The 22,461-nt window shown below is 63.3% G+C and carries 26 protein-coding genes; 15 read left to right on the top strand and 11 right to left on the bottom strand.

Translation table 11 applies throughout. The features are described 5' to 3' along the window. The first annotated feature begins 185 nt into the window (after positions 1–185). A complete protein-coding gene (gene uraD, locus E8Q41_RS15080; protein ID WP_137156398.1) occupies positions 186–677 on the top strand; it encodes a 2-oxo-4-hydroxy-4-carboxy-5-ureidoimidazoline decarboxylase in 492 nt (163 codons plus the stop codon). A 175-nt stretch (positions 678–852) separates the two neighbouring features. Here the strand turns inward: uraD and E8Q41_RS15075 are convergent, their stop codons facing one another. Together E8Q41_RS15075 and E8Q41_RS15070 are read right to left on the bottom strand one after the other, a co-directional pair. Then, positions 853–1,335 (bottom strand): hypothetical protein, encoded by a 483-nt coding sequence (locus tag E8Q41_RS15075; protein WP_137156372.1) that lies wholly within the window; start codon positions 1,333–1,335, stop codon positions 853–855. Between the two features lie 301 nt (positions 1,336–1,636). Next, positions 1,637–2,116 (bottom strand): hypothetical protein, encoded by a 480-nt coding sequence (locus tag E8Q41_RS15070; protein ID WP_137156371.1) that lies wholly within the window; start codon positions 2,114–2,116, stop codon positions 1,637–1,639. Between the two features lie 294 nt (positions 2,117–2,410). Here E8Q41_RS15070 and alc point away from each other — a divergent pair, with 294 nt between their 5' ends. Both alc and greA read left to right on the top strand, forming a co-directional pair. Next, positions 2,411–3,415 carry an allantoicase gene (gene alc, locus E8Q41_RS15065; protein WP_137156370.1) on the top strand — a complete coding sequence of 335 codons (1,005 nt, stop codon included), beginning with the start codon at positions 2,411–2,413 and terminating at the stop codon, positions 3,413–3,415. A 307-nt stretch (positions 3,416–3,722) separates the two neighbouring features. Next, positions 3,723–4,205 (top strand): transcription elongation factor GreA, encoded by a 483-nt coding sequence (greA, locus tag E8Q41_RS15060; protein ID WP_137156369.1) that lies wholly within the window; start codon positions 3,723–3,725, stop codon positions 4,203–4,205. A gap of 266 nt (positions 4,206–4,471) precedes the next feature. Here the strand turns inward: greA and E8Q41_RS15050 are convergent, their stop codons facing one another. Together E8Q41_RS15050 and E8Q41_RS15045 are read right to left on the bottom strand one after the other, a co-directional pair. Continuing rightward, a complete protein-coding gene (locus tag E8Q41_RS15050) occupies positions 4,472–5,665 on the bottom strand; it encodes a glycosyltransferase family 2 protein (RefSeq protein WP_137156368.1) in 1,194 nt (397 codons plus the stop codon). A gap of 40 nt (positions 5,666–5,705) precedes the next feature. Beyond that, on the bottom strand, positions 5,706–7,238 hold the full coding sequence (locus E8Q41_RS15045; RefSeq protein ID WP_170976498.1) for a glycosyltransferase family 39 protein: 1,533 nt from the start codon (positions 7,236–7,238) through the stop codon (positions 5,706–5,708). 253 nt (positions 7,239–7,491) lie between these two features. On the opposite strand from E8Q41_RS15045, the gene E8Q41_RS15040 reads away from it, so the two are divergent. Beyond that, positions 7,492–8,271, top strand: coding sequence for a hypothetical protein (locus tag E8Q41_RS15040; RefSeq protein WP_170976497.1), 780 nt, complete (start codon positions 7,492–7,494; stop codon positions 8,269–8,271). Between the two features lie 245 nt (positions 8,272–8,516). Here E8Q41_RS15040 and E8Q41_RS15035 read toward each other — a convergent pair whose 3' ends face one another. Further along, positions 8,517–8,912 (bottom strand): hypothetical protein, encoded by a 396-nt coding sequence (locus tag E8Q41_RS15035; protein ID WP_137156365.1) that lies wholly within the window; start codon positions 8,910–8,912, stop codon positions 8,517–8,519. A 459-nt stretch (positions 8,913–9,371) separates the two neighbouring features. Between E8Q41_RS15035 and E8Q41_RS15030 the strand changes: the two genes are divergently transcribed. Beyond that, the gene (locus E8Q41_RS15030; protein ID WP_137156364.1) at positions 9,372–10,445 is read left to right on the top strand and encodes a hypothetical protein; all 1,074 of its coding nucleotides are present in this window, start codon (positions 9,372–9,374) and stop codon (positions 10,443–10,445) included. Between the two features lie 10 nt (positions 10,446–10,455). Here E8Q41_RS15030 and E8Q41_RS15025 read toward each other — a convergent pair whose 3' ends face one another. Continuing rightward, positions 10,456–11,322: a DMT family transporter gene (locus tag E8Q41_RS15025; RefSeq protein WP_170976496.1), complete on the bottom strand. Its 867-nt coding sequence runs from the start codon at positions 11,320–11,322 to the stop codon at positions 10,456–10,458. A 627-nt stretch (positions 11,323–11,949) separates the two neighbouring features. On the opposite strand from E8Q41_RS15025, the gene E8Q41_RS15020 reads away from it, so the two are divergent. Both E8Q41_RS15020 and E8Q41_RS15015 read left to right on the top strand, forming a co-directional pair. After that, positions 11,950–12,612 (top strand): helix-turn-helix transcriptional regulator, encoded by a 663-nt coding sequence (locus tag E8Q41_RS15020; protein WP_137156362.1) that lies wholly within the window; start codon positions 11,950–11,952, stop codon positions 12,610–12,612. Beyond that, positions 12,609–13,595, top strand: coding sequence for a B12-binding domain-containing protein (locus E8Q41_RS15015; protein ID WP_137156361.1), 987 nt, complete (start codon positions 12,609–12,611; stop codon positions 13,593–13,595). The genes E8Q41_RS15020 and E8Q41_RS15015 overlap by 4 nt, the downstream gene beginning before the upstream one ends. A gap of 4 nt (positions 13,596–13,599) precedes the next feature. On the opposite strand, the gene E8Q41_RS15010 is transcribed toward E8Q41_RS15015, so the two are convergent. Together E8Q41_RS15010 and E8Q41_RS15005 are read right to left on the bottom strand one after the other, a co-directional pair. Further along, on the bottom strand, positions 13,600–14,139 hold the full coding sequence (locus E8Q41_RS15010; RefSeq protein WP_137156360.1) for a GrpB family protein: 540 nt from the start codon (positions 14,137–14,139) through the stop codon (positions 13,600–13,602). Continuing rightward, on the bottom strand, positions 14,136–14,828 hold the full coding sequence (locus E8Q41_RS15005; RefSeq protein WP_246660202.1) for a GntR family transcriptional regulator: 693 nt from the start codon (positions 14,826–14,828) through the stop codon (positions 14,136–14,138). The genes E8Q41_RS15010 and E8Q41_RS15005 overlap by 4 nt, the downstream gene beginning before the upstream one ends. Positions 14,829–14,917: 89 nt before the next feature. Between E8Q41_RS15005 and E8Q41_RS15000 the strand changes: the two genes are divergently transcribed. Further along, on the top strand, positions 14,918–15,988 hold the full coding sequence (locus tag E8Q41_RS15000; protein WP_137156359.1) for a D-alanine--D-alanine ligase family protein: 1,071 nt from the start codon (positions 14,918–14,920) through the stop codon (positions 15,986–15,988). 65 nt (positions 15,989–16,053) lie between these two features. Here the strand turns inward: E8Q41_RS15000 and E8Q41_RS14995 are convergent, their stop codons facing one another. Next, positions 16,054–16,224 (bottom strand): DUF2735 domain-containing protein, encoded by a 171-nt coding sequence (locus E8Q41_RS14995; RefSeq protein ID WP_137156358.1) that lies wholly within the window; start codon positions 16,222–16,224, stop codon positions 16,054–16,056. A gap of 389 nt (positions 16,225–16,613) precedes the next feature. Here E8Q41_RS14995 and E8Q41_RS14990 point away from each other — a divergent pair, with 389 nt between their 5' ends. Further along, on the top strand, positions 16,614–17,648 hold the full coding sequence (locus E8Q41_RS14990; RefSeq protein WP_137156357.1) for a glutamine synthetase beta-grasp domain-containing protein: 1,035 nt from the start codon (positions 16,614–16,616) through the stop codon (positions 17,646–17,648). A 120-nt stretch (positions 17,649–17,768) separates the two neighbouring features. Here E8Q41_RS14990 and E8Q41_RS14985 read toward each other — a convergent pair whose 3' ends face one another. After that, on the bottom strand, positions 17,769–18,320 hold the full coding sequence (locus tag E8Q41_RS14985; RefSeq protein WP_137156356.1) for an HXXEE domain-containing protein: 552 nt from the start codon (positions 18,318–18,320) through the stop codon (positions 17,769–17,771). A 157-nt stretch (positions 18,321–18,477) separates the two neighbouring features. Here E8Q41_RS14985 and E8Q41_RS14980 point away from each other — a divergent pair, with 157 nt between their 5' ends. The 6 genes from E8Q41_RS14980 to E8Q41_RS14955 all read left to right on the top strand — a co-directional run bounded on the left by E8Q41_RS14980 (position 18,478) and on the right by E8Q41_RS14955 (position 21,324). Then, positions 18,478–18,768, top strand: a complete 291-nt coding sequence (locus E8Q41_RS14980; protein ID WP_137156355.1) for a nucleotidyltransferase family protein — start codon at positions 18,478–18,480, stop codon at positions 18,766–18,768. Continuing rightward, positions 18,765–19,124 (top strand): HepT-like ribonuclease domain-containing protein, encoded by a 360-nt coding sequence (locus E8Q41_RS14975; protein WP_137156354.1) that lies wholly within the window; start codon positions 18,765–18,767, stop codon positions 19,122–19,124. Before E8Q41_RS14980 ends, E8Q41_RS14975 begins: the two co-directional genes overlap by 4 nt. 99 nt (positions 19,125–19,223) lie before the next feature. Beyond that, a complete protein-coding gene (locus E8Q41_RS14970; RefSeq protein ID WP_137156353.1) occupies positions 19,224–19,517 on the top strand; it encodes a nucleotidyltransferase family protein in 294 nt (97 codons plus the stop codon). 219 nt (positions 19,518–19,736) lie between these two features. Continuing rightward, positions 19,737–20,234 (top strand): ureidoglycolate lyase, encoded by a 498-nt coding sequence (locus tag E8Q41_RS14965; protein WP_137156352.1) that lies wholly within the window; start codon positions 19,737–19,739, stop codon positions 20,232–20,234. Next, positions 20,234–20,590 carry a hydroxyisourate hydrolase gene (uraH, locus tag E8Q41_RS14960; RefSeq protein ID WP_137156351.1) on the top strand — a complete coding sequence of 119 codons (357 nt, stop codon included), beginning with the start codon at positions 20,234–20,236 and terminating at the stop codon, positions 20,588–20,590. The genes E8Q41_RS14965 and uraH overlap by 1 nt, the downstream gene beginning before the upstream one ends. Further along, on the top strand, positions 20,590–21,324 hold the full coding sequence (locus E8Q41_RS14955) for a metallophosphoesterase family protein (protein ID WP_137156350.1): 735 nt from the start codon (positions 20,590–20,592) through the stop codon (positions 21,322–21,324). The genes uraH and E8Q41_RS14955 overlap by 1 nt, the downstream gene beginning before the upstream one ends. A gap of 122 nt (positions 21,325–21,446) precedes the next feature. Here the strand turns inward: E8Q41_RS14955 and E8Q41_RS14950 are convergent, their stop codons facing one another. Further along, positions 21,447–22,145: an OmpW family protein gene (locus E8Q41_RS14950; RefSeq protein ID WP_137156349.1), complete on the bottom strand. Its 699-nt coding sequence runs from the start codon at positions 22,143–22,145 to the stop codon at positions 21,447–21,449. Positions 22,146–22,461 lie beyond the last annotated feature (316 nt).

Genomic DNA, 22,461 nt, shown 5'->3' with positions numbered 1-22,461 from the left:
TTGCCCTAAAAATTCCGTTCAAAATGCGGAGCTAAAGTTTATAAATGTTAAATTAAACACCCGCTGAACTGACCTGTAAGTTCTACTGACGAATCGCTAGGGATAAGAGGCTTGGTTTGCGCTTGTTCTCGCCTCGGGCGGCCCTATATGCTCTTCAGGATGATTTGCGGTTGAAGAGGGAGAGGATCATGGATCGGAACGCTTTCGTGGCCCGTTTCGGCGGGGTGTTCGAACATTCGCCGTGGATCGCCGAACGCGCCTTCGACGCTTCGGGCGCGCCGTCGCCGTTGTCGGCGCAGACGGTGCATGCGTCGCTCGCCGCCGAATTCCGCGCCGCCGGCGACGAGGAGCGGCTGGGCGTGCTGCGCGCCCACCCCGATCTCGCGGGCAAGCTGGCTGTCGCCGGCCAGCTCACCGAAGACTCGCGCGCCGAGCAGAAAGGCGCCGGCCTCGACCGCCTGACCGAAACCGAATTCGCCCGCTTCACCGATCTCAACACCCGCTACCAGTCCAAATTCGGCTTTCCCTTCATCATCGCCGTCAAGGGCCTGACCAAGGACGACATCCTCGCCGCCTTCGAGCGCCGCATCCACAATTCCCGCCAGACCGAATTCGACACGGCGGCCCATGAGGTGGAGAAGATCGCGCGGCTGAGGCTGGAGGCGATGGAATGGTGAGGTTTTTGACGTCCTTCCCCCGATCGATTGGTTTGATTTCTGGATCGGCTCTTGACGTTGTGGCCCTGCGAGACCTATATCAAGCGTTGTGATGTGGCGGTAGGGCGTGCCCCACGTTAAAAACTGAAATGCCCGGCGACTGGTGGAAAATGACCGCGTGAATTTACGCCGGTCATCAGACCCGGTCATTCGCAAGCAGCGCATCCGCCAGACTTTGGTTGCCTGACGCGCCCAGCATCAGAGATGTCAGTGTGGGGCTGTCGAGAATTGTCGAAAACAGGTCGGCTGTGCCGACATCTGTTGCTGTCGGCGCCGGGTTTTCGAGACGCAGAGTGCCGCCATATTTCGCAAGAATCGCCTGTGATCGCGCCACCTCGCCATCGAGGTCCCAATCGATGTGCAGGTCGTGCGTCGATGCAACCCCGCCGCCTTGATAGATGGTCACCAGTTCCCCGCTCGGCAGGGTGATTTTACCCCAAGCAGGGGTCGGAACGGCTTCCGCAAAAACCTTTTCTACCTCTTCCCCCAGCTGGCGCATCTGCTCGAAGACATTTTCCGTGTCAAAAAAGGACGGCTGCGCATCGACTGGGGCGGTCCAGGTCTTCAGCCCCTTCAACGAATACCCGTTTTCAAATGAGGCTGGGCTGACGGATGACATGAGTGCTCCTTCTGAGTAGAGACCAAGCAATCTCTGCTGGCGTGAATCTAGCGGAAAACTCGCAATGACATATATTATCTATCTTATATGAATACAAAAACAGCTCTCGCACCCTACCGCGCCTTGCGAGGAAGGGAGACCATTGTCCGCAGTCGCGCCAATTTCGGTCGCTTGAAGGCATCCTGTCTCTTCCATCCTTCTCTGCCCGCGCCATGGGTAGCCGAAGCAGTTGCACAAGATCGCAGTGCACCCAAACGTAGACTGGCCGCGAGATAGTGCGCCGGGGATCTTCGAGCAATGATCAGAGCCCGTCATCCGCAAGCAGCGCATCCGCCAGACTTTGGTTTCCAGACACACCCAACATGCGCGCCGAAAGCGCCGGACTATCCAGAATAGTCGATAGCAGATCGGATGCGCTCATATCCGTTGTCGTCGAGGCGCTTTCGAGCTTCAGTTCGCCGCCATATTTCGCCAGGATCGCCTGCGTCCGCGATATCTCGTCGTTCAAGTCCCAATCGATGTCGAGCTCATTTTCCGATTGAACCCCGCCACCTTCATAAACCGTCACCAGCTCCCCGCTCGGCAAGGTGATTTTGCCCCAAACAGGGGTCGGCTCGGCCTCTGCGAGAGCTTTGCGAGCTGCCTCTTCCTGCAAGCGCAGTTTTTCGAAGATGTTTTCCGTGTCATAAAAGGACGGCTGCGCATCAGCCGGAAAAGTCCAGCCTTTCAAGCCTTCCAATGAATACCCGTTTGCAAATGAGGCTGGGCTGACGGATGACATGACTGGTCCTTTTTGGCGAGAAGCCCAGTATGGTAATCCTTGCTGGTGCGAGTCTGATCAAATGCACGCAAATGCAGGTGATTTGTATTCTTTATGAATACATAAACGTACAGCACCACCTATCCGCGCCGACTAAGGAGACAGGGCTATTGTCCGCAGTCGGCGCGCCAATGTTGGCCGCTTGAAGGCATTCTGTCTTTCCCATCCCTCTCTGCCCGCGCTATAGCTAGCCGAAGCAGCAAGCCAGACAGAAAAAAGAGGAACGCCTTGCCAGTCTCCTATGGAACGCTCGACATGCCCGCTTTCGCCGCGGGCGCCGTCAATCTCGCCTCGGCCCGGCTGGGCGCGACGGCGGTCTTCTCCACCGACGAATTCTTCGCGCCTCTCAGCCGCATGCTCGCCGACGAGCCGCCGCTCTGGGATCCCGATCTCTATGACGACAATGGCAAGTGGATGGACGGCTGGGAAAGCCGCCGCAAGCGCGTTCCCGGCCACGACCACGCGGTGATCAAGCTGGCTATGGCCGGTCGCATCCAGGGTTTCGACGTCGACACCCATTGGTTCACCGGCAACTATCCGCCCTTTGCCGCCATCGAAGCCGCCTTTTCGCCCGATGGCGAGCCCGATCCCAATGACGACGCCCAATGGACCGAACTGGTGGCGAAAAGCCCGCTCGGACCGTCGGCGCATCACTTCTTCGAAAACGCCGACAAGACCCGCGTCTGGACGCATCTCCGCCTGCACATCTTCCCCGATGGCGGCGTGGCGCGGCTGCGGGTCTATGGGACGGCGGCCTTCGACTGGTCCAAGGTCGGCGCCGAGCAGGAGATCGATCTCGCTTACATCTTCCACGGCGCCAAATCGCTCGCCTGGTCGGACGCCCATTACGGCCATCCCGACAAGATGCTCGAGCCCGGCCGCGGCAAGAATATGGGCGACGGTTGGGAAACCAAGCGCCGCCGCGGTCCCGGTCATGACTGGGCGATCATCCGCCTCGGCCATGCCGGCGTGATCCAGAAGGTCACCGTCGACACGCATTTCTACAAGGGCAATTTCCCCGACACATGCGAACTGCTCGGCGCCTATCTCCCCGATCTCGGCGACACGCTGACGCCGGAAGAAATCGCGGCGTCGGAAAACTGGACGCCGATCCTGACGAAAAAGAAGCTGGCCATGGATCATATCCATGACTTCGCCGGTTCTGATGTCGAAGCCATCGGCCCCGTCACTCATGTCCGCTTCGCCATGCATCCCGACGGCGGCGTGATGCGGCTGCGATTGCTGGGCGTGAAGGCGTAAGGGCGGTTCTGCATCCGCCTGTCATTGCCGCGCGCTGATGAACAGGCGGCGTGATTTGCTTTTCGGCTGTTGACGGCGTGCTCCGCCCCTCATCCCCCTGCCGGGACCTTCTCCCCGCGCCTGCGGGGAGAAGGCAGATGGAGCGCCGACATCGCCACGATCGCCCTTCTCCCCGCAAGCGCGGGGAGAAGGTGGCGGCAGCCGGATGAGGGGCTGTGCACGCCGATCAGGCCATAACGAGCACCCCTTCGCCTCCGCCAAGAGCATGCCACTCAACGCTGCCGCAGATTATGTGAAAGGACATCCCATGAGCGTCGCCTTCCTCAAGGAAGAGAGCGCCGAGACGGCGTCGGAAACGCTGCTGCCGCCGCGCGAGATCTCGCCGCACGCCAATCTCGTCACCGAGACCGGGCTGAAAGCGCTGGAGACGGCGCTGGCCGACGCCCGCGCGGCCTGGCAGGCGGCCCAGGACATCGAGGACGTCAACGAACGCCGCCGCCAGCAGGCGATCCCGCTGCGCGACATCCGCTACTATTCCGAACGCATCGCCAGCGCCCAACTGATGCCGCCGCCCGCCGATCCCGACGTGATCGCCTTCGGCTCCTCCGTCACCTTCCGCCGCGAGGACGGCCGCGTCGAAACCTACCGCATCGTCGGCGAGGACGAGGCCGACCCCAAATCGGGCACGATCTCCTATGTCTCCCCCATCGCCCGCCTGCTGATCGGCAAAGGCGAGGGCGATGTGGTGGTGATGGCGGGGAAAGAGATTGAAATCGAGGCGGTGGGGTGAAGCGCCGGAGTGTGCGGCCACCCCCCTCTGTCCTGCCGGACATCTCCCCCTCAAGGGGGGAGATTGGCAAGCGGCTAAACCATCGCCCAGCCACGGATGTCGAGATTTGGGGAAGCCAGCGCCCCATCAAATCTCCCCCCTTGAGGGGGAGATGGTCGGCAGACCAGAGGGGGGTGGCCACAGCCGCCTATGCTTGCCGATTCCGAACCGGCCGCCGTCGATCCTGGTGTCCCAGACCAGAGGGGGCAAACCCCACCCGCCAACCCTCACTTTTTCCAGATCAGCGCCGAGCTCACCGCGTAATTGAACACCGCGCCCATCACCGCGCCGGTCAATCCGGCCAGCCAGGCGGTGGCGTGGAAGGAGTAGATCCAGCTCGCCACCCCGACATTGCCGATCGAGCCGATCGAGCAGGCGAGATAGAATTTGATGAGCCCGGTCATGAAGCCCCAGCCGGTCAGCCGCGCGTCGCGATAGGTCAGGCGGTTGTTGAGCACGAAATTCCAGGTCATGGCGGTGATGACCGCGAGCGCCTGCGCCCAGCCGAAGGCGAGGCCGAGATGACCAAGGCCGAATTGCAGCATCATCAGATGCACCGCGACCCCCGAGGCGCCGACGGCGGCGAACATCAGGAAGCGCACCGGCAGCGCGCCGCCGAGAAGTTTGGAGAAGATCAGCCCGAGATAATCCAGCGTCACCAGCGCATCGAGCTTGCTTTCGCCATGCTGGCGCGCCCTGAAACGATAGGTCAGTTCGACGATGCGCTTGTCGCGGCCGGCGCTCCACAGGAGATCGGCGAGCAGCTTGTAGCCCTGATTGGAGAGATCTCCCGCATGCGCCTCGACGATCTCGCGCCTCAGCATGAAGAAGCCCGACATCGGGTCGGTGACGGAGACGCCCATCAGCCGGCGCGCCAGCTTGGTCGCCATCTCGCTGCCCCAGCGGCGGATGCCGGAGAAGCCTTCGGTCGCCGAGCCGCCCTCGGCGTAGCGGCTGGCGATGGCGATGTCGGCGCCGGCGCGGATCTCCTTGAGCATGTTCGGCAGCAGCGTCTCGTCATGCTGGAGATCGGCGTCGATTACCGCCACCACGGGCGCGGACGACGACAGCATGCCCTCGATCACCGCCCCAGACAGCCCGCGTCGCCCGACGCGGCGGATGCAGCGCAGCCTCGGATCGCGCCGGCCGATCGATTTGGCGAGTTCGGCGGTGCCGTCGGGACTGTCGTCGTCCACCACCACCGCCTCCCAGGCCACGCCGTCAAGCGCAGCGTCGAGGCGGCGGAAGAGCTCGGCGATGTTGTCGCGCTCGCAATAGCTGGGGATCACCACGGTCAGCTCGACCGCTGCGCGCGGCAGGGGCGCAGGCGCGGCCACCCTCTCGGCTGCGCGGGCGAGTGGCGGGGCGAGCGCGGCGTCCGCGCTGGTCTGGCTTCTCGGGATCAGGTCGAAATCGCTCATGGGTCAGCAGTCTTTCCGTGAATGCAGGAGAAAGGTCGCGTCAGTCGAAGAGTTCCACCTTGGCCAGCGAATTGCCGTAATATCGCACGAAGCTGCGCTCGCCGGCGATGGTGGAGCGGATGATGGATTTGGGGTCGTAAAGCGAAATCGACACCTGCACGAGCCAGACGCGCTTGTGGCTCCTGAGAGCCGCCTCCACGATCGCCCGGTCCTCGGGCGCGATCTCAGGCGCGCCGAGATTGCTCATATAGGTGCGGTCGAGCCCGCGTTGCGGATAGGGGCCGGGCGCATAGACGACCGGCGGGAAATCGGCGTGGCGCCGGGCGTAATACTCCACCGCCACGCTGCCCTCGGCGGGCGCGGCGATCACCACGTCGCCGGGCTCGGCGTTGTCGGCGATGACTTGCGCGATCATCTTCCAGTCGTCGATCGGTCTTTCGAAATCCTCGACCACCTTCTGCACGGACAGGCCGATCACCAGCGCAGCGAGCACAGCCTTGATCCAGAGCCGGCCCGGCAGCGAGACGACGCCATAGGCCGCGACGAGCAGCGCCAGCGGAACCATCCAGTCGAACAATCGCTGGATATAGATCGGCTTCACCCAAAAACTCACCGCCAGCAGCGCATAGAGCGGCAGAACCAGCGTCACCCCCGCCACGATCGCCTGCCGCGGCGCCGCCTGCGCCAGGCGGATCACGCCGAGGAGCAAAAGCGCGGCGGCGAGACAGAGCGCGGGCCAATTCCCGCCGATCACCAGCTCCCAGGCGCTCCAGAGATCCCGGGGTTTTGGCGTCAGCCAGAAGGCGAGGTTCATGAAGGCCTTGGATTGGGCGAAGAGGATCGGCGCATAGGGCGCCCAGACCAAGAGCGCCAGCACGCCCGCGCCGGTCAGCACGCCGAAGGCCATCAGCCGCCGCCCGGCGGGAACGAGCGGCAGCGTCGCCGCAAGCCCGGCCCAGAGCCCGAAGGCGACGAAGAAGGAGGTGTTGTGAAACAGAAGCGCCGCCCCCGCCGTCAGCCCCATCATCAGCGCCGGCCCGATCCAGTCGCCGCGCGGCGCGCTCTCGGTCTGGCGCGCCAGCCGTTCCACCAGCGCGAGCGCGGCGAGAATGGCGAGCGTCAGAAGCAGCGTCTGCAGCGCATAGGGCCGGACGTTCTGCGCATCGCGGATATTGGCAGCGTTGACGGCGACGAACAGCGCCGCGACGAGCCCCGCCGCCTCCAGCCGGGACGACGGCGCGATGAACCGGCCCGAGACCGCAACCGCCGCAATCGTCGCGAGGCTCGCGACCAGCGACAGCGAGCGCAGCCCCGCCTCATTGTCACCGAACACTGCCGACCAGGCCTTCAGCAGCGTGTAATAGACCGGGGGATGGGTCTCGTATTGCGGCGCGTCGCGCCAGAGTTCGACAAAGCTCAGGCTAGCGAACCACTGGCTGTAGAGCTCGTCGATCCACAGGGAGCGCGACCCGATCTCCGGCAAACGAAACGCCAATCCGATCAATAGGATCGCCAATGCCGCCGGCCGGAACCAGCGCGTCTTCAGCTCCGCCCTCATGGTGTCGCTCGTCATTCTAACCCGTCGCGTCCGCCTGCTGCCATATGCAGCCGGCATTTGATCGCCGCCGATCAGAAATGTGCTGCGGCGCATAACGTTTCAAGAGGTGATTTGTTGCGAGTGCGTCATGCCAACGCGTCATTTTTGGGGGCGGCTGAAAATGCCCGCGAGCCCTGTTCCTCCGGGAACATCAGGCGCGGCGGAAATCCGGCATAACCCTCACATGAGCGGCGCGGAGGGCGCGCCGCCGGTCCGAGGGGGACACGCCATGACGCCGGCAGCCAATGCAATCCTGATCAAGCGCCTTGACAGTTTCGAATTCAACAGCATCTTCAAATTCGGCGAAGACGCGACGAAAGCCGGCTTCACCAATCTGACGCTGGGTTCCGACAGTTTCGTGATCAATCCGCGCTTCGAATTCTCGACCGATTACCGCATCAACGCCCGCTCGGGCCATGACGTGGTCGCCACCAGCGCCGGCGACGACATCATCTATGGCGGTTCCGGCAACGACCGCATCACCGCCGGCAAGGGCGAGGATGATGTCTTCGGCGGCTCGGGCAACGACACGATTTTCGGCGGCGCCCATCAGGACGACATTCAGGGCGGCTCGGGCGTCGATGTGATCGACGGCGGCTCCGATCGCGACATGATCAGCGGCGGGCTGGGCGACGATGTGCTGACCGGCGGCGCGGGTTCCGACATCTTCATCTTCCACAGCGGCGACGGGCTCGACCGCATCACCGATTTCCGCCAGGGCCAGGACCTGATCGCGCTCGGGGCAGAGATCCTGCGCTATCTGCCGGACACCCATCAAGGCGCCTATGACATCGCCGCCGCCCTGATCGTCGTCGACCATGACGGCGACTTCACCATCACCAGCGGCCAGCTGAACTCCACCGAACAGCTGATCTTCGACGTCGACACCCGCATCCTCTCCTTCGACGCCGACGGCGCCGCCGGCCCGGGAGACGCGGTCGACCTGATGCATCTGGAATCGGTCGCCCGCCTGCAGGCCTCGGATTTCTGGGCGCCTGCGGCGTTCTAAGGGGCGGCTGAGAAGGGTGTGCGCCATCGCTTGGCGCAGGTGGAGAGGGCGTGCGCCGCCCCTCATCCGGCTGCCGCCACCTTCTCCCCGTAAAACGGGGAGAAGGTGGATGTGGCAAGGACGGCGCTCCATCGCCCTTCTCCCCGCAGGCGCGGGGAGAAGGTGGCGGCAGCCGGATGAGGGGCGAAGCACGCCGCTCAAAGCCGGTGAGCCTCAATCGGCTCGCACAGGCGCGCGCCAGCCGTCTAGCGCTCCAGATCCCGGCGAAGACGCGTCAGTTCTGTGGCCAGCATCCGTCGGTCCACCCCGGGCTTCTCGTCGTTTTCCGACGTCGGTGCGACGGTCTTTTTCGGTCCGGTCAGCAGGATCACAAATCCAACCGCAGCGACACAGAAAGCCAACGGTATTCCCAGCAGAATGAAGCGCGGCGGAGGCTTGGTCTTGAATGCGCGGACATCGAAACTCATGCGCTTGTAATGGTCGAGAACAACGGCGTTGACGTCCTGAGACGCCTCGTCCGGATAAAGCTCCAGCAACCGGTCGACCGGATACCAGCATGCTTCTTTCAGTGCGTTTTTATCCTTGTAAGACCTGGCATAGGCGGAGATGAAGTCGGCGCCTTCTTTGCCGCGCGCCTGCATGCAGTCGACCGGCGCAAGCGGCGCATTCGTCCGGACGGAAAACTCATGCAGCCTGAAGCTCTCATATCCCGCCCTGTAGAGATCATAGGAAAACGATCCCAAGGCGAATGCGAAGCAGAGGCTGGCCAACAGCGCGCCTATTCGCTCCCACCGGGGGCTGTGTTTCCTCATCGCCGCATTGTGTTCGACAGATTGCACGATCGTCGCTCTCGCTCAGTCGGGCGCCTATCCTATCTATGATCTGTTGCGCATCGCTGTGCAACATTTGATTGTATAGAGCGCATCATAATGTGCCGCCGCGCCATTTGTCGGTGCGCGACGCCTGTTTTGGCGGTCGACGGCAGAAAACCGCCTGATCCGATATTCCGCAAACCATATTAACCCCCATTTAACCACTCCCCTTAAGCAAGCATTTTCCGCGAGCCCTTATGATTCGGAAAGAATCCGAGGATCGCAGCCATGAACACAATGCCCAGTCGGCAAGATTTCGCCCAGCAGGTGATCATCCAGCTCATGCGCATGGGGCTCGAGGTGACGCCGGTCAGTTTCGAATTGATGCATGAGGTGCTGTCGGGCGACAATCCGGAGCTTCGCCATCAGTTCATCGCGCTCGGCAAGCATGTGACTGTTGCCGATGTCGAGCGGCTGGCGCGTGATTTCCTGCCGCATCATTTCGGCCATTCCGCGCTCGACAGTTCCGCTTCGCTGTTCGCCGAGGAATTGCAGGGCTTTCAGGATGCGCTGTCCAACGGGCAGGAGGCGCTGAGCGCCTACGCCATGGTGCTTAATCAGGCGAGCGAGCAGTTTTCCCGCGCCGATCCGCGCGATTCCTCGGCCATCCGTCGCGCCATCGATCATGTCAGCCAGGCGACCGCGGCCCAGAAGGTCGCCACAAACCGGATGATGCGCTCGGTGCATGAGCGCATCGAGACGGTGAAGGCCATCCGCCACACGATCGACCAGTCCGAACGCGCGAAATTCACCGACAGCCCGACCGCGCTCGGCAATCGCCGCGCCTTCAACCGGCGCATGGGCGAGATCTTCCACGGCGATCGCGGGATCGACGGCTATACGCTGATCCTCTGCCGCATCTCCGGCTTCGAACAGTTCGATCGGCCGGAACTCGCCAAGGCGCGCGCCTATTTCCTCGCCCGTTTCGGCGGCTTCGTCCGCAAATTGCTGAAGGGCAGGGAAGGCGGCTACTGGCTCGGCCAGCCGCAACTGGCCTTCATCGTGTTCGGCACCGAGGAAACCTATGTCGCGGGCGTCACCCGCCGCCTGCATGAGGCGATCGGCGAGATCGTCGGAACGCTGCGGCATTCCATCGCCACCGCCCCCGTGCTGACGGGTCATTACGGCTGCGCCGCTTCCAGTGGCGCTGGCGCCCCGCCCGAATTGCTCGGCCACGCCATGACGGCGCTCGAAACCTCGATGCTCAATCGCGACGGTTCGCCGGTATTTTACGGCGCGCGCGCATCCATCGCCGGCGACAGCCGCAATTACGCGCTGTATGGCCGCGCCCGGATCTTCTGAGGCGCGCGTCTCAGGCCGTTTCCTTGCGGAAGGCCGGCAGGCAGGCGGCGACGATGATCACCGAGCCGGCGATGGTGAAGGCCGAGGGGCTTTCGCGGAACATCAGGTAACCGAGGATCGCGCCCCAGACGAGGCCGGTATATTCGAGAAGCCCGAGACGGCCGACGCGGGAATGGGTGTAGGCCCAGGAAATGCAGAGATGCGCCGTGGTGCCGGTCACGCCCACCGCCGCCAGCACCAGCCAGTGCCAGTCTTCGACCGGTCGCCAGACCATGATCATCGGCCCGGCTGTGACCAGCGCCCCGATCGTCACCGGCAGCATCACCAGCGTCGGCAGCGGGTCGGTGGCGCCCTGCTTGCGCGTCAGCACCATGGACAGCGCATAAAAGCCCGCCGTGGCGATGGCCGCGACAAAGCCCAGCATTTCGAAGGCCTTGTTCTCGTCCAATCGATGGCCCTGAGCGATCACGAACACGCCGGCGAGCCCCATCAGCATGGCCGCGATGGTGGAAAGCCTCAGCTTCTCGCCGAGCAGCGCCCAGGAAAACACGCCGAGAAACAGGGGCGACAGGAAGCTCAGCGCCACCGCATCGACCAGCGGCAACCGGGCGAGGGCAAAGAAGAAGCAGGTTCCCGCCAGCAGAATGCAGGCCGCTCGCGGCAGGCTGCGCGCGATCGCCGCCCAGGACGGCGGCCGCCCCACGGTCAGCGCATAATAGACGATCGCGGCCATCGCGCCCGCCGCATAGCGCATGCCGGTGGTCTGGGCGAGCGGATAGGCGCTGGCGATCAGCTTCATCATCGCGTCCAGAAAGGAGAACAGGCCGACGCCGAGGGCGGCAGCCAGCACGGGCTTGAGCGATGAATCCGATTGCATGGAAAGTCTTTCGCCGGGGGATGAGATAAGGAAAGCGCGCGTCATCCCAATCCCAATTTCCTGATTTTGTCCAGCCGGCATCCTTCGCCGGTCGTCGTTTTCGTGGCGCAACCTGGGAACGCTTCGGTCGAAACTGGTCGCCGGCGCATCAGTCGGACATCTGCCGACATATCGCCGAATCAGCAGGCCCACACCGAGGAAACATCCGTGATCTGGTGATTTCGGCGAAAAATGTCCGGTTGACCTGCAGGCGCGCATGGCGCGCCGGCTGATGTCAAAAAACGGAGCAGTGAGAAAATCATCTTCACTATCAAACATTTCTCCGACGCCTTTATGGGTGGTCGGGGTGCAATCTCAGGTCGCGAATCTTTATTGTGAAGATGAAACTAATTTGCTAATATTAATTACTGGCCTGAATATTCCGAAACTATCCCCGTAATGCGAGACAGACGCCGCCGCACTTGCTCTCGCACGGAATGTAATATGACCAGTCTATGGGCCCAGTGTTTGAATAAGGGTCGGGAAAGTGCCGCCGCATGCTGGGTAAAACCAGTGTTCCCGACCCTTATTCTTCATCGAAGTTCGTCTGATTTGGTGTTTTCGTAAACCCCCCGATTTTAGGGGGTCGTGCGAAGGGGAGGAACGACACTGGCCTGCAAGCTCGGCACTCAGGACCTCAATTGCAGCTTCGAGCAATTCTCGCAGCGCGTCAAAATCCTCACCGCGCAGGGAGCGGACGCGTCTGCGGCGCTGATCGACATTCCGGTTTTCTCAGACCACGACAGTCTGCTTACGGCGCTGATGAACGACAGCACGGCCTTTGTGCAGGGAGACTGGTCCGATATCGCCGATTGCCTCGACCGGCCGGAGGTCGCCGTGGCGCTCGACGCGTTCAACGCGGCCGACATGCGCAACGGCGCGCCTGCGGTCGCCTTTGTCCGGGGAGAGGCGCTGATTTCGCTGGTGCCGGTGTTTCCCGCCAATCTGCCGCGCCGCAAGCTGCTGGTCTGGATATCGAAGAGCGGGCGCACGCCGTTTCAATGGACTTTGCTGCAGCAGGTCGTGGCCGCGTCGCCCGCCTTGAGGCGCAGTTTCGAACCGCTGACCGCGCGGGAGCTCGAAGTGACGAGATGGATCAGCGAGGGCAAGACCTCGGTCGAGATCGGCATGATCCTGGATTTATCGGAGCATACGGTGAACGAATATATTCGATCCAGCATGGCCAAATTGAATTGCGCCAATCGCATGCATCTCATTTCCACATCGATCCGGCTGGGCCTGCTCGCATGACGTCCACGTTTTCGACCGACGCCGACGAGAGAAAGCCGGCGGCAGGAAACTGCGCCGACGTCTCCGGCGCCCCGCTGCCGCACTGGAGCGCCGTGTTCTCCGCCTGGATGGACGGGGCTTCGCCGGCGCTCGTCAGCGGTCTCGAGCCGGAGGACAGCGACGCCGCCGATGAGCGGGTCTCCATCGACGAACTCACGCGCCGCGTCATGGTCCGTCGACTGTCCGCGACATCGTCTCATCAGGTCGTCCCGGACGAATGGGACATCGAACAGCTCGACGCCGCGCTCGCGGACATCGAGACGCGGCAGCGCGGCGGCCCCGCCGAGATCGAGGAGACGTTGCAGCGGGCGCGGACGCTCGACATCGACGCCTTGCATCGCACGATGCGATCCTGCGCCGCCAATTTTGATATCGGCGACTTTATTCTTCTCTATGCGCTGCCGCTGATGCGTCGGATGGGCGATCTCTGGGCGGCGGGCGACATCAGCGTCTCGGCCGAACATCTCGTCTCCACGTCGTTGGCGGCCGCGTTGCAGCCGGCGGCGGCGCATCCGCCGCCTTCGACGCAGCCGCGGCTGAAAATGCTGGTGGCCACGCCCTATGGAGAATTGCACGAACTCGGCGCGATCGCCGCCTGCCGTCTGGCGCAAAGCCACGGGTTCGAGGCGCTGTATATCGGCGCGCAGCTGCCGGTCTACGAGATGGCCCGTCTCGCCAAGGTCAACGGCATTCGCATCATCGTGCTGGGCGGAAGCATGGACGCCAAGGACATGGCCATGCAGCATCTGCGGCAACTGGCGCAGGTCGTCGACAGCGGCAGCATCATCTTCACCGGCGGCTCCGCCTATGAGGAAATGGACGATCAGCGCCGCGTCTCCGTCCGGCATTGCCGCACCATGCGGCATTTCTGCTGCCAGATCGAGACGCTTGCGGCGATCATCAGAAGTGTCAGAGAGAACGTCGCTCCGGCGGCTCTCGACTAGAGTTTCAGCCGTCGGACGGGTTTCCAGCCTCCCCGGAAGGCCGGATCTCCGCCGCCAACGCCGCCTCGATGAACGCCGTCTTCGCCTGGGTGTAACCGTCGCGATCCCTGCCATACTCCGCCGCCAGCCTTTGCTTCAGCGCGCCATAGGCGGCGGCGAGATCCGGCTCCGCCCTGAGCCGGTCGCGGAAAGCGAGATGCCGGCGGAGTTCCGGCGAGCCCTCTGCGCAGACATAGAGGTGATGCTGGGCAAGCCCAGCCGGCGCCGCAAAGGCGTGCCGTCCGGCCACGCCCTTCTCGCCCTGATGCGCATAGCCGATCGCCGCGAGACCGTTGATCGCCGCCGGCAGGGCGGTTTCATCGGCGATCACCACGTCGATGTCGATGATGGGCTTGGCGGCGAGCCCCGGCACGGCGGTGCTGCCGACATGCTCCACGGCTTTGGCGACCGGCCCGAGCGCCGCCGCGATCCGCCGCCGCAGCGCTTCGAAAATCTCCGGCCAGGCCGGATCATAGGCGACGATGATCACCGGCTCGCCTGTCATGCGTCGCCTTCCAGGACCGCCGCCAGCAGCCGGCGCCCGCCGTCTTCGAGATGCCGCCGGAGTGTCGCCACCGCCGCGTCGCCATCGCCCCGCCGGCAGGCGTCGAGCATGGCCCGGTGTTCGGCCTGCGACTGATCCTGATGGTCGAGCCCGGTCAGCAGCCGGCGCACATAGCGTTCGGCGGCCGCATGTTCGCGGGCGATGAGATCGACAAGCCGGAGATTGCCGCAGGCGGCGAAGAGCGAGAGATGAAACCGGCTGTTGAGCGCGCCGATCCGGGCCGGGTCGCGCTCGGCCTCCAGCCGCGCCAGCGCGGTCTCGGCTTGCTCCAGATCGTTCTCGGTCAGCCGCGGGCACGACAGCGCCAACGCTTCGCCTTCCAGCAGCGCCCGGAGCGCATAGATCTCGCGGATCGCGTCTGGATCGAAAGGCGCAACCACCGCGCCGCGCGTCGGATGAATCTGGATCAGCGCCTCGGCTTCCAGCCGCCTCAGGGCGTCGCGGGCCGGCATGCGGGAAACGCCGTAGCGCGCCGCGAGCTCGTCCTGGCGGATGATCTCGCCGCCGGCGAGCGCGCCCGACAGGATCTCCTCGCGCAGCCGGTCGGCGATGTCGTCGGCGGCGGTGCGCGGCGCGATGATGCTGGAAGCAGCATTCGGCGTCGGTGAAAGGGGTTTTGTTCGTCGCAAGGCCTGGCCTCCTCAGTTTCGCCGCATCTCGCCTTGATGAATCTCGTATACGGGTATACGAACCAAGGCGCAAGCGAAGGGACATTGAGATGACGGGGAAACAGGGCAAATTGCGGATCGGCGTGCTCTATGGCGGCCGCTCCAGCGAGCATGAGGTGTCGCTGCGATCGGGGACCAATGTGGCGAGGGCGCTGATGCGCTCAGGCCATCGGCCCGTGCCGATCTTCGTGGCCCGCGACGGCCGTTTCCGGCTGGGCGAAGATCAGGGCGGCGAGACGCTGACGGCGCCGGAGACGGGCCCCGAACTCTGCCTGCCGCCGGGCGGCGGCGGACGGCTGCTCGCGCTGGACGCCGAGGGCGCGGTCGAGCTTGCGCCGCTTCAGGCGCTGTTTCCCGTCCTGCATGGCCTGCATGGCGAGGACGGCTCGATGCAGGGCCTCGCCGATGTCGTCGGCCTGCCGCTGATCGGCTGCGGGCTGTTGGGTTCGGCTGTCGCCATCGACAAATCCGTCGCCAAGCGCCTGTTGCGCGAAAGCCGCCTGCCGGTCGCTCGCGATCTCACTGTCCGGCGCGGCGATCAGCCGGATTTCGCCAGCGTGGCGCAGCAGCTGGGATCGCCTGTTTTCGTCAAGCCGGCCCGCCAGGGCTCGTCCGTCGGCGTCGGCAAGGCTGCGAGTGATGAAGCGTTTCAGGCGGCGCTCGCGGAAGCCTTCCGCCATGATGAGATCGTGCTGGTGGAAGAATTCGTCGCAGGCCGCGAAATCGAGTTCAGCGTGCTGGAAACGGAGGAGGGCGACATCGTCGTATCGCGCCCCGGCGAAATCGCGCCCGCTGAAAGCCACGGCTTCTACACCTATGACGCCAAATATCTCGATCCCCAGGGCGCAACCCTGATCGCGCCCGCGTCTCTTCCCGGCGATGTCGAGGATGTCATGCGCCATACGGCGCGCGCGGCGTTCCGGTCGCTCGGTTGCGACGGCATGGCGCGGGTGGATTTCTTCCTGCGCGCCGACGGCTCCTTCGTGATCAACGAGGTCAACACCATGCCGGGTTTCACCGACATCAGCATGTATGCCCGCGCTTTCGCCGCCAGCGGCCTCGCTTACGACGATCTCGTCGATCGTCTGGTCCGCCATGGTCTGGCCCGCTTTCGACGTTGACGGGCAAAGTCGCGCTGTCGCCGCCCGCGAACATGCGCGGGCGCGCCCGTCACGGCAAGCGCCGGTTACTGTTTGCGCGTCTCGTCGGCTTCGCGGATGGCGTCCTCATGGTACCAGCTTGCGCCGCTTTCCATGATCACGACCTTGGGAAGATTGGCGCCAAAGCGTTGATCCCTGATGTTTCTCTTGGGGAATTGGTAGATCGTCGCCGATTCCCGGATCATGCCCGTTGTCATGCTACTGCCTCGCTTTCCTCCAATGGCTCCAGGGAGCCCGGATCTTGGTTGTAACAGAAACTTCACATGTTTGCACATAAAAACAGCAAATCGCCCAAAAAATTATCAGAGTCTGACCGGTTCGTGGGCTTGTGGCGGCGCTTTTCTAATCGACCTCTCAATTTCCGCTAAATTTTGAGCAGAAACACCGCGTGAAGGCCGTAAGTTCCGCCAGTATCGCGTAAAAAGCTTAATCGAATGGCGTCGAAACGTCGCAATTTCGCGGTTCGCGAGTATGCGGCTCGAAACTGGCACGGAACCTGCATCACTGTTTTCGAGCCCCGGGCGAGCCGGCGGATCAGAACTACGGTTGCGCCAGGATGCGCGCAGTCACTTTACGAGAGATGGACATGACAAAGTATAAGCTCGAGTATATCTGGTTGGATGGCTACAAGCCGGTTCCGAATCTGCGCGGCAAGACGCAGATCAAGGAATTCGCGGAATTCCCGACGCTTGAACAGCTCCCGCTCTGGGGCTTCGACGGCTCCTCCACGCAGCAGGCCGAAGGTCATTCCTCGGATTGCGTGCTGAAGCCCGTCGCCCTCTATCCCGATCCGGCCCGCACCAATGGCGCGCTCGTGATGTGCGAAGTCATGATGCCCGACGGCGTGACCCCGCATCCGTCCAACAGCCGCGCCACGATCCTCGACGACGCCGACACCTGGTTCGGCTTCGAGCAGGAATATTTCCTCTATCAGAACGGCCGTCCGCTCGGCTTCCCGGAAAACGGCTACCCCGCTCCGCAGGGTCCGTACTACACCGGCGTCGGCTACTCCAACGTTGGCGACATCGCCCGCGAGATCGTCGAAGAGCATCTCGACCTCTGCCTCGCCGCCGGCATCAACCATGAAGGCATCAACGCCGAAGTGGCCAAGGGCCAGTGGGAATTCCAGATTTTCGGCAAGGGCTCCAAGAAGGCCGCCGACGAAATCTGGCTCGCCCGCTACCTGCTGCTCCGCCTCTGCGAAAAGTATGCGGTCGACGTGGAATTCCATTGCAAGCCGCTCGGCGACACCGACTGGAACGGTTCGGGCATGCATTGCAACTTCTCCACCAAGTTCATGCGCGAAACGGGCGGCAAGGCCTATTTCGAAGCGCTCATGGCCGCTTTCGCCAAGAACTGGAAGGAACACATCGACGTCTACGGTCCGGACAACCATCTGCGCCTGACCGGCAAGCACGAAACCGCTCCGTGGAACAAGTTCTCCTGGGGCGTGGCCGACCGCGGCGCCTCCATCCGCGTGCCGCACTCCTTCGTCAAGAACGACTATAAGGGCTATCTGGAAGATCGCCGCCCGAACTCCCAGGGCTGCCCCTACCAGATCGCTTCCCAGGTGCTGAAGACCATCTCGGAAGTCGCCCTCGAAGCCTCCGCCGCCGCCTGATCGGCGACACGGATACGACTTTTCGAAACGCCAGCCCTCGCGGCTGGCGTTTCTGCGTTGGGGCAGGGGAGGACGTCGAGTTTATGGGGCTGGGAGGGGGCGCGTCTCAAGCGCCCGCCTCTAAATCCGCGCCAGCCGTTGCCTGAGATTGACGACGATCACAGCATGGATCACCACCGACGCCGCCAAGCCCAGCACATGCTGCCCCAAGCTGGCCGGTACGACGGCAAGCGCCGCGATCGACAGCGGCAGGAACAGGACGACGCTGGTGACCAGCCCCGGATTATAGCCTGGGAATTTCACCGCCCCGCCCAGATGGCTGAGTCCGTTGATCAGCATCAGATAAACAGCCGTCAGCCCCCAGCCGGGATCTATGAAACGCGCGGCGTAGAAGGCGGCGAGATCGACGACCCAGACCCCGCCGATATTGATCCACAGCACATCCGCCGTCGTCAGCCCCTCGCGCCCGCCGCAGACCACGGTGTTGACGAAGCTCCGGAACCGGTCGCCCGCATGCTCCTCCACCTGATGGAGCATGTAGGCGGGCAAAGCGAGATAGAGCGCGGACAGAGCCGGAGGCCAGCCGAGGCTGACCGCGGGCAAGAGCGCCACCAGCGCCGTGGCCATGAAACCCGCGCCGGCGACCCAGTGTCTTGCAAGCCATCCGCCCATGGCGCACTCCCTTTCCGCTCGCCTCTGCATGGAAAAACCTGTCATCAGTCAAGGCGTGAAGTAAAGACTGATCGCCATTCCTCCCATCGGCCTGGAATCCCAGCCCCTTCAAAACCCTCTCTCCCCGCGCTATCATCGCCGCGAAAGGGATCGCCCGATGAAACCGTCCGACCGTCTGAACGCCAACCGCCAAGCCATCCGCGACGCCGTCCGCCGCTTCAACGCCGCCAATCCGCGCGTCTTCGGCTCGGTGGCGCGGGGCGAGGACCGCGAGGACAGCGATTTGGATATTCTGGTGGACGCCACGGACGACATGACCCTGTTCGATCTCGGCGGCTTGCGCGAAGAGCTTCAGGCCCTCCTGAGTTGCCGCGTCGATGTCGTGACCTCGGGCGGTCTGCGTTCGGCGATGAAGGCGCGGGTTCTTGCCGACGCGGAACGGCTATGACCGCATCCGACGATCGCCTGCTCGACACGATCGATCGGATGGCTGAGGCCGCCCGGAAAGCCATCACCTTCACCGATCACGTCACATTCGAGGAGTTTTCCTCAGACGCCAGAACACAGATGGCGGTGACGATGGCTTTCATGCTGCTGGGAGAATGCGCGAACCGTCTGAACATGCGTTATCTGGAGGTGACGGCATCTCATCCCGATATTCCCTGGGCCCAAATCCGCGGGCTCAGAAACATCATCGCTCATGAATATTACGACCTCGACCTTGCCGTCATCTGGCGTACTGCGCGTCTGGAACTGCCGGATCTCCTCACAAAAATAGAGATCATGCGAGCCGGTTGCACATAAGGGATGTCGCTTGGCCGTTGTGAGGCGGCAGGGGAGATTTGCCAAGCCCTTCAAAACACTCGCGGCCCGCGCTATCATCGCCTCGAAAGGGATCGCCCGATGAAACCGTCCGACCGCCTGAACGCCAACCGCCAAGCTATTTACGAAACAGTCCGCCGCTTCAACGCCGCCAATCCGCGCGTCTTCGGCTCGGTGGCGCGGGGCGAGGACCGCGAGGACAGCGACCTCGACATTCTGGTGGACGACCTCGCCGGCTCTACGCTTCTCACGCTCGGCGGTCTTCAGGATGCTCTGGAGCGGCTTCTCGAAGGAACATCCATTCATCTCATTACGCCGGGCGATATTCCTCCCGCCTTAAGATCGCGCATTCTTGGGGAAGCCCGGCCGATATGAGCGCTGACGGCGTGCCCGGCCCCTCATCCCCCTGCCGGGACCTTCTCCCCGTAACACGGGGAGAAGGGGGATGGCGCGCCGGCGTTGCCACAATCGCCCTTCTCCCCGCAGGCGCGGGGAGAAGGTGGCGGCAGCCGGATGAGGGGCGGAGCACGCCGTCAACCATCAGAGCGCGACGAAATCCCTGAAATGATGCTTCCACCCCTAAGGACCCTCCCATTGCCCCAGATTCTCCCCATCCGCCCGCTCACTGCCGAGGCCTTCGCGCCCTATGGTCAGGTCATCGAAGCCACTCCCGCCAAAATGCGCCTCATCAATGGCGGAAACACCGAGCGGCATCATGGGCTCGGCCGGGCGGAAGCTTTGGGAGAAGGGGCGGAGGTGATCCTCAACATCTTTCGCGGCCAGCCGCGGCAACTGCCCTATGCGGTCGATATGATGGAGCGGCATCCGTTCGGCAGCCAGAGTTTCCAGCCGCTCTCGGGAAAATCCTGGCTGGTGGTGGTGGCGGCGGATGAAGGCGGTCAGCCGGGCGAACCGCAGGTATTTCTGGCCCGCGGCGATCAGGGCGTCAATTATCCCGCCGGCCTCTGGCACCACCCTCTGATGGCGCTCGCTGGGGTTTGCGACTTTCTCGTGGTTGACAGGCTGGGGCCGGGCGGTAACCTTGAGGAATATTTCTATCAAACGCCCTTTATCATCCCGGAGATTTCTTGATGGCAGGCCTTACCACCCATGTTCTGGACACCGCGCTCGGCGCACCCGCCAAGGGCGTCATGATCGATGTCTTCCGGATCCAGGACGAGGTGCGCGAATATCTGAAGACCGTCCGCACCAATGCCGACGGCCGCGTCGATGGCGGGCCGATCCTGCCGGAGGAGCAGTTCACCCGCGGCCAGTATGAACTGGTGTTTCACGCCGGCGCCTATCTCAAACTGACCGGCCAGAAACTGCCGGACATGCTGTTCCTCGACATCATCCCCATCCGCTTCGGCGTCTCCGATCCCAAGCAGCATTATCATGTGCCGCTGCTGCTCTCGCCCTTCGGCTACTCCACCTATCGCGGTTCGTGATGCGCTTCGCCGTTATCGCCGACATTCACGGCAATGCGCTGGCGCTCGAGGCGGTGCTCGCCGATATCGATGCGCTGGGGATCGCCGACATCCTCAATCTCGGCGATCATCTCTCGGGCCCGCTCGAGGCGGCGCGCACGGCCGATCTCATTCTCGCCCGCGACATGGTGTCGGTCTCGGGCAATCACGACCGCTATCTGCGCGGCGATCCCGCCACGCTGCATCAATGGGAAGCCGATTGCTGGCATGAACTGACCCCGGCCCATCACGCCTGGCTGGCGAGCCTGCCGTTTTCCCGCGTCTGGAAAGACGAGGTCTTCCTCTGCCACGCCACGCCGCAGGAAGACAATGTCTACTGGCTGGAGACGGTCTCGCCCGATGGCGTCGTGCATGCCCGGTCCTTGGCCGAGGTGGAGGCCTTCGCCGAGGGCGTGCCGCAGTCGCTGATCCTCTGCGGCCACACCCATCTCGCCCGCATTGTGCGTCTGACCGATGGGCGGATGATCGTCAATCCCGGCTCGGTCGGCTGCCCCGGCTATGACGACGATGCGCCCTATCCGCACAAGGTCGAGGCCGGCGCGCCGCACGCCGCCTATGCGGTGATCGAGAAGGCCGCCCAGGGCTGGAGCGTCGAGTTCCGCCGCATCGCCTATGACTGGACCTCCGCCGCCGGCATCGCCGCCGCCAAGGGGCGCCCGCAATGGGCGCGGGCGATTGCGACCGGCTGGCTGTAAAGGGCTGCGAAGGCCGGATGTTCGCTGGTTATACTGTTTTTGCAATTTCAGTATAACGCGCCGGCTGAACCAAAAAACGCGGAGCCTTTCGGCCCCGCATTCGCATGTTCCGTCGGTAAAAATCAGAAGCGGTAGGTGACGCCGCCGCCGATCAGCCAGGGATCGAGTTTCGCGGTGCCCTTGACGTCGGCGCCCCCGACGGTGGCCTCGAAGTCCGGACGCAGGAAGATCTTCTTCACGTCGGCGTTCACGCCCCAGTGTTCGTCGATCATGTAGTCGAAGCCGGCTTGCAGCGCGACGCCGAAGGCGTTCTTGACCTTGAGGTCGGTTGCGGCGCCCGAGGCGTCCTGATTGTAGAAGATCGTGTAGTTCACGCCCGCGCCGACATAGGGCTGGAAAGCGCCGAAATTGGTGAAGTGATACTGCGCCGTCAGCGTCGGCGGCAGGATCCAGGTCTTGCCAAGCTTGCCGAGGCCGCCGATCGAGCCGTCGCCATGGATCGAGGACTGGGTGGTGCCGAGGATCAGTTCAGCCGAGATGTTCTTGGTGAAATAGTAGGAAATGTCGAGTTCCGGGATCACGCTGTCAGTATAGCTGAGATCGGAGCCGGAAATGCCGTCCACTTCGCCGGAGTCGGTCGGCAGCACGCCGATGGCGCGCAGGCGGACCTGCCAGGGGCTGAAGGCGGCGGCGACGTCGGCCTGGGCTTCCGGCGCGACGTCGGGAGCGGCGCTGAGATCGGCGGCCTTGGCCGGCATGGCGGCGAGGAGAGCGGCGGCGGCGACTGCGGCCAGAAGCGAGGCGGCGCGAGCGTGAGACATGGTCTTTTTCCTTCCGTTGCGAGGGGCCAGCGCCAGACGCCCCAGGGCGGGCCCGCTTCGTGTGTCACAGCCGCACTATCTGCCCCTGTCGCCGCCTTTCGTTGCTCTAGATCAATAGATTAGCAACCTCTAAACACCTTGCCGGGGGATATCGGGTGATGTTGCGAAATTGCAACTTCTGTACTTGACGCCGATCAAAAAAAACTTGCCGGACGACAACCGCAAGAGGGTGTTTTTCAAAAATTCACCCGTCGTTAACCATGTTTTTCAACGCGATGGAAATCTGAGTCTGTCATTGTCGGTCCAGACTTCAGAG

This window comes from Rhizobium sp. FKL33 (assembly GCF_005222915.1).
In the GTDB taxonomy this organism is placed as follows: Bacteria; Pseudomonadota; Alphaproteobacteria; order Rhizobiales; family Rhizobiaceae; genus Rhizobium_E.
Note: the sequence above shows the minus strand (reverse complement) of the source record. Positions and strands in the feature narration are given on the sequence as shown.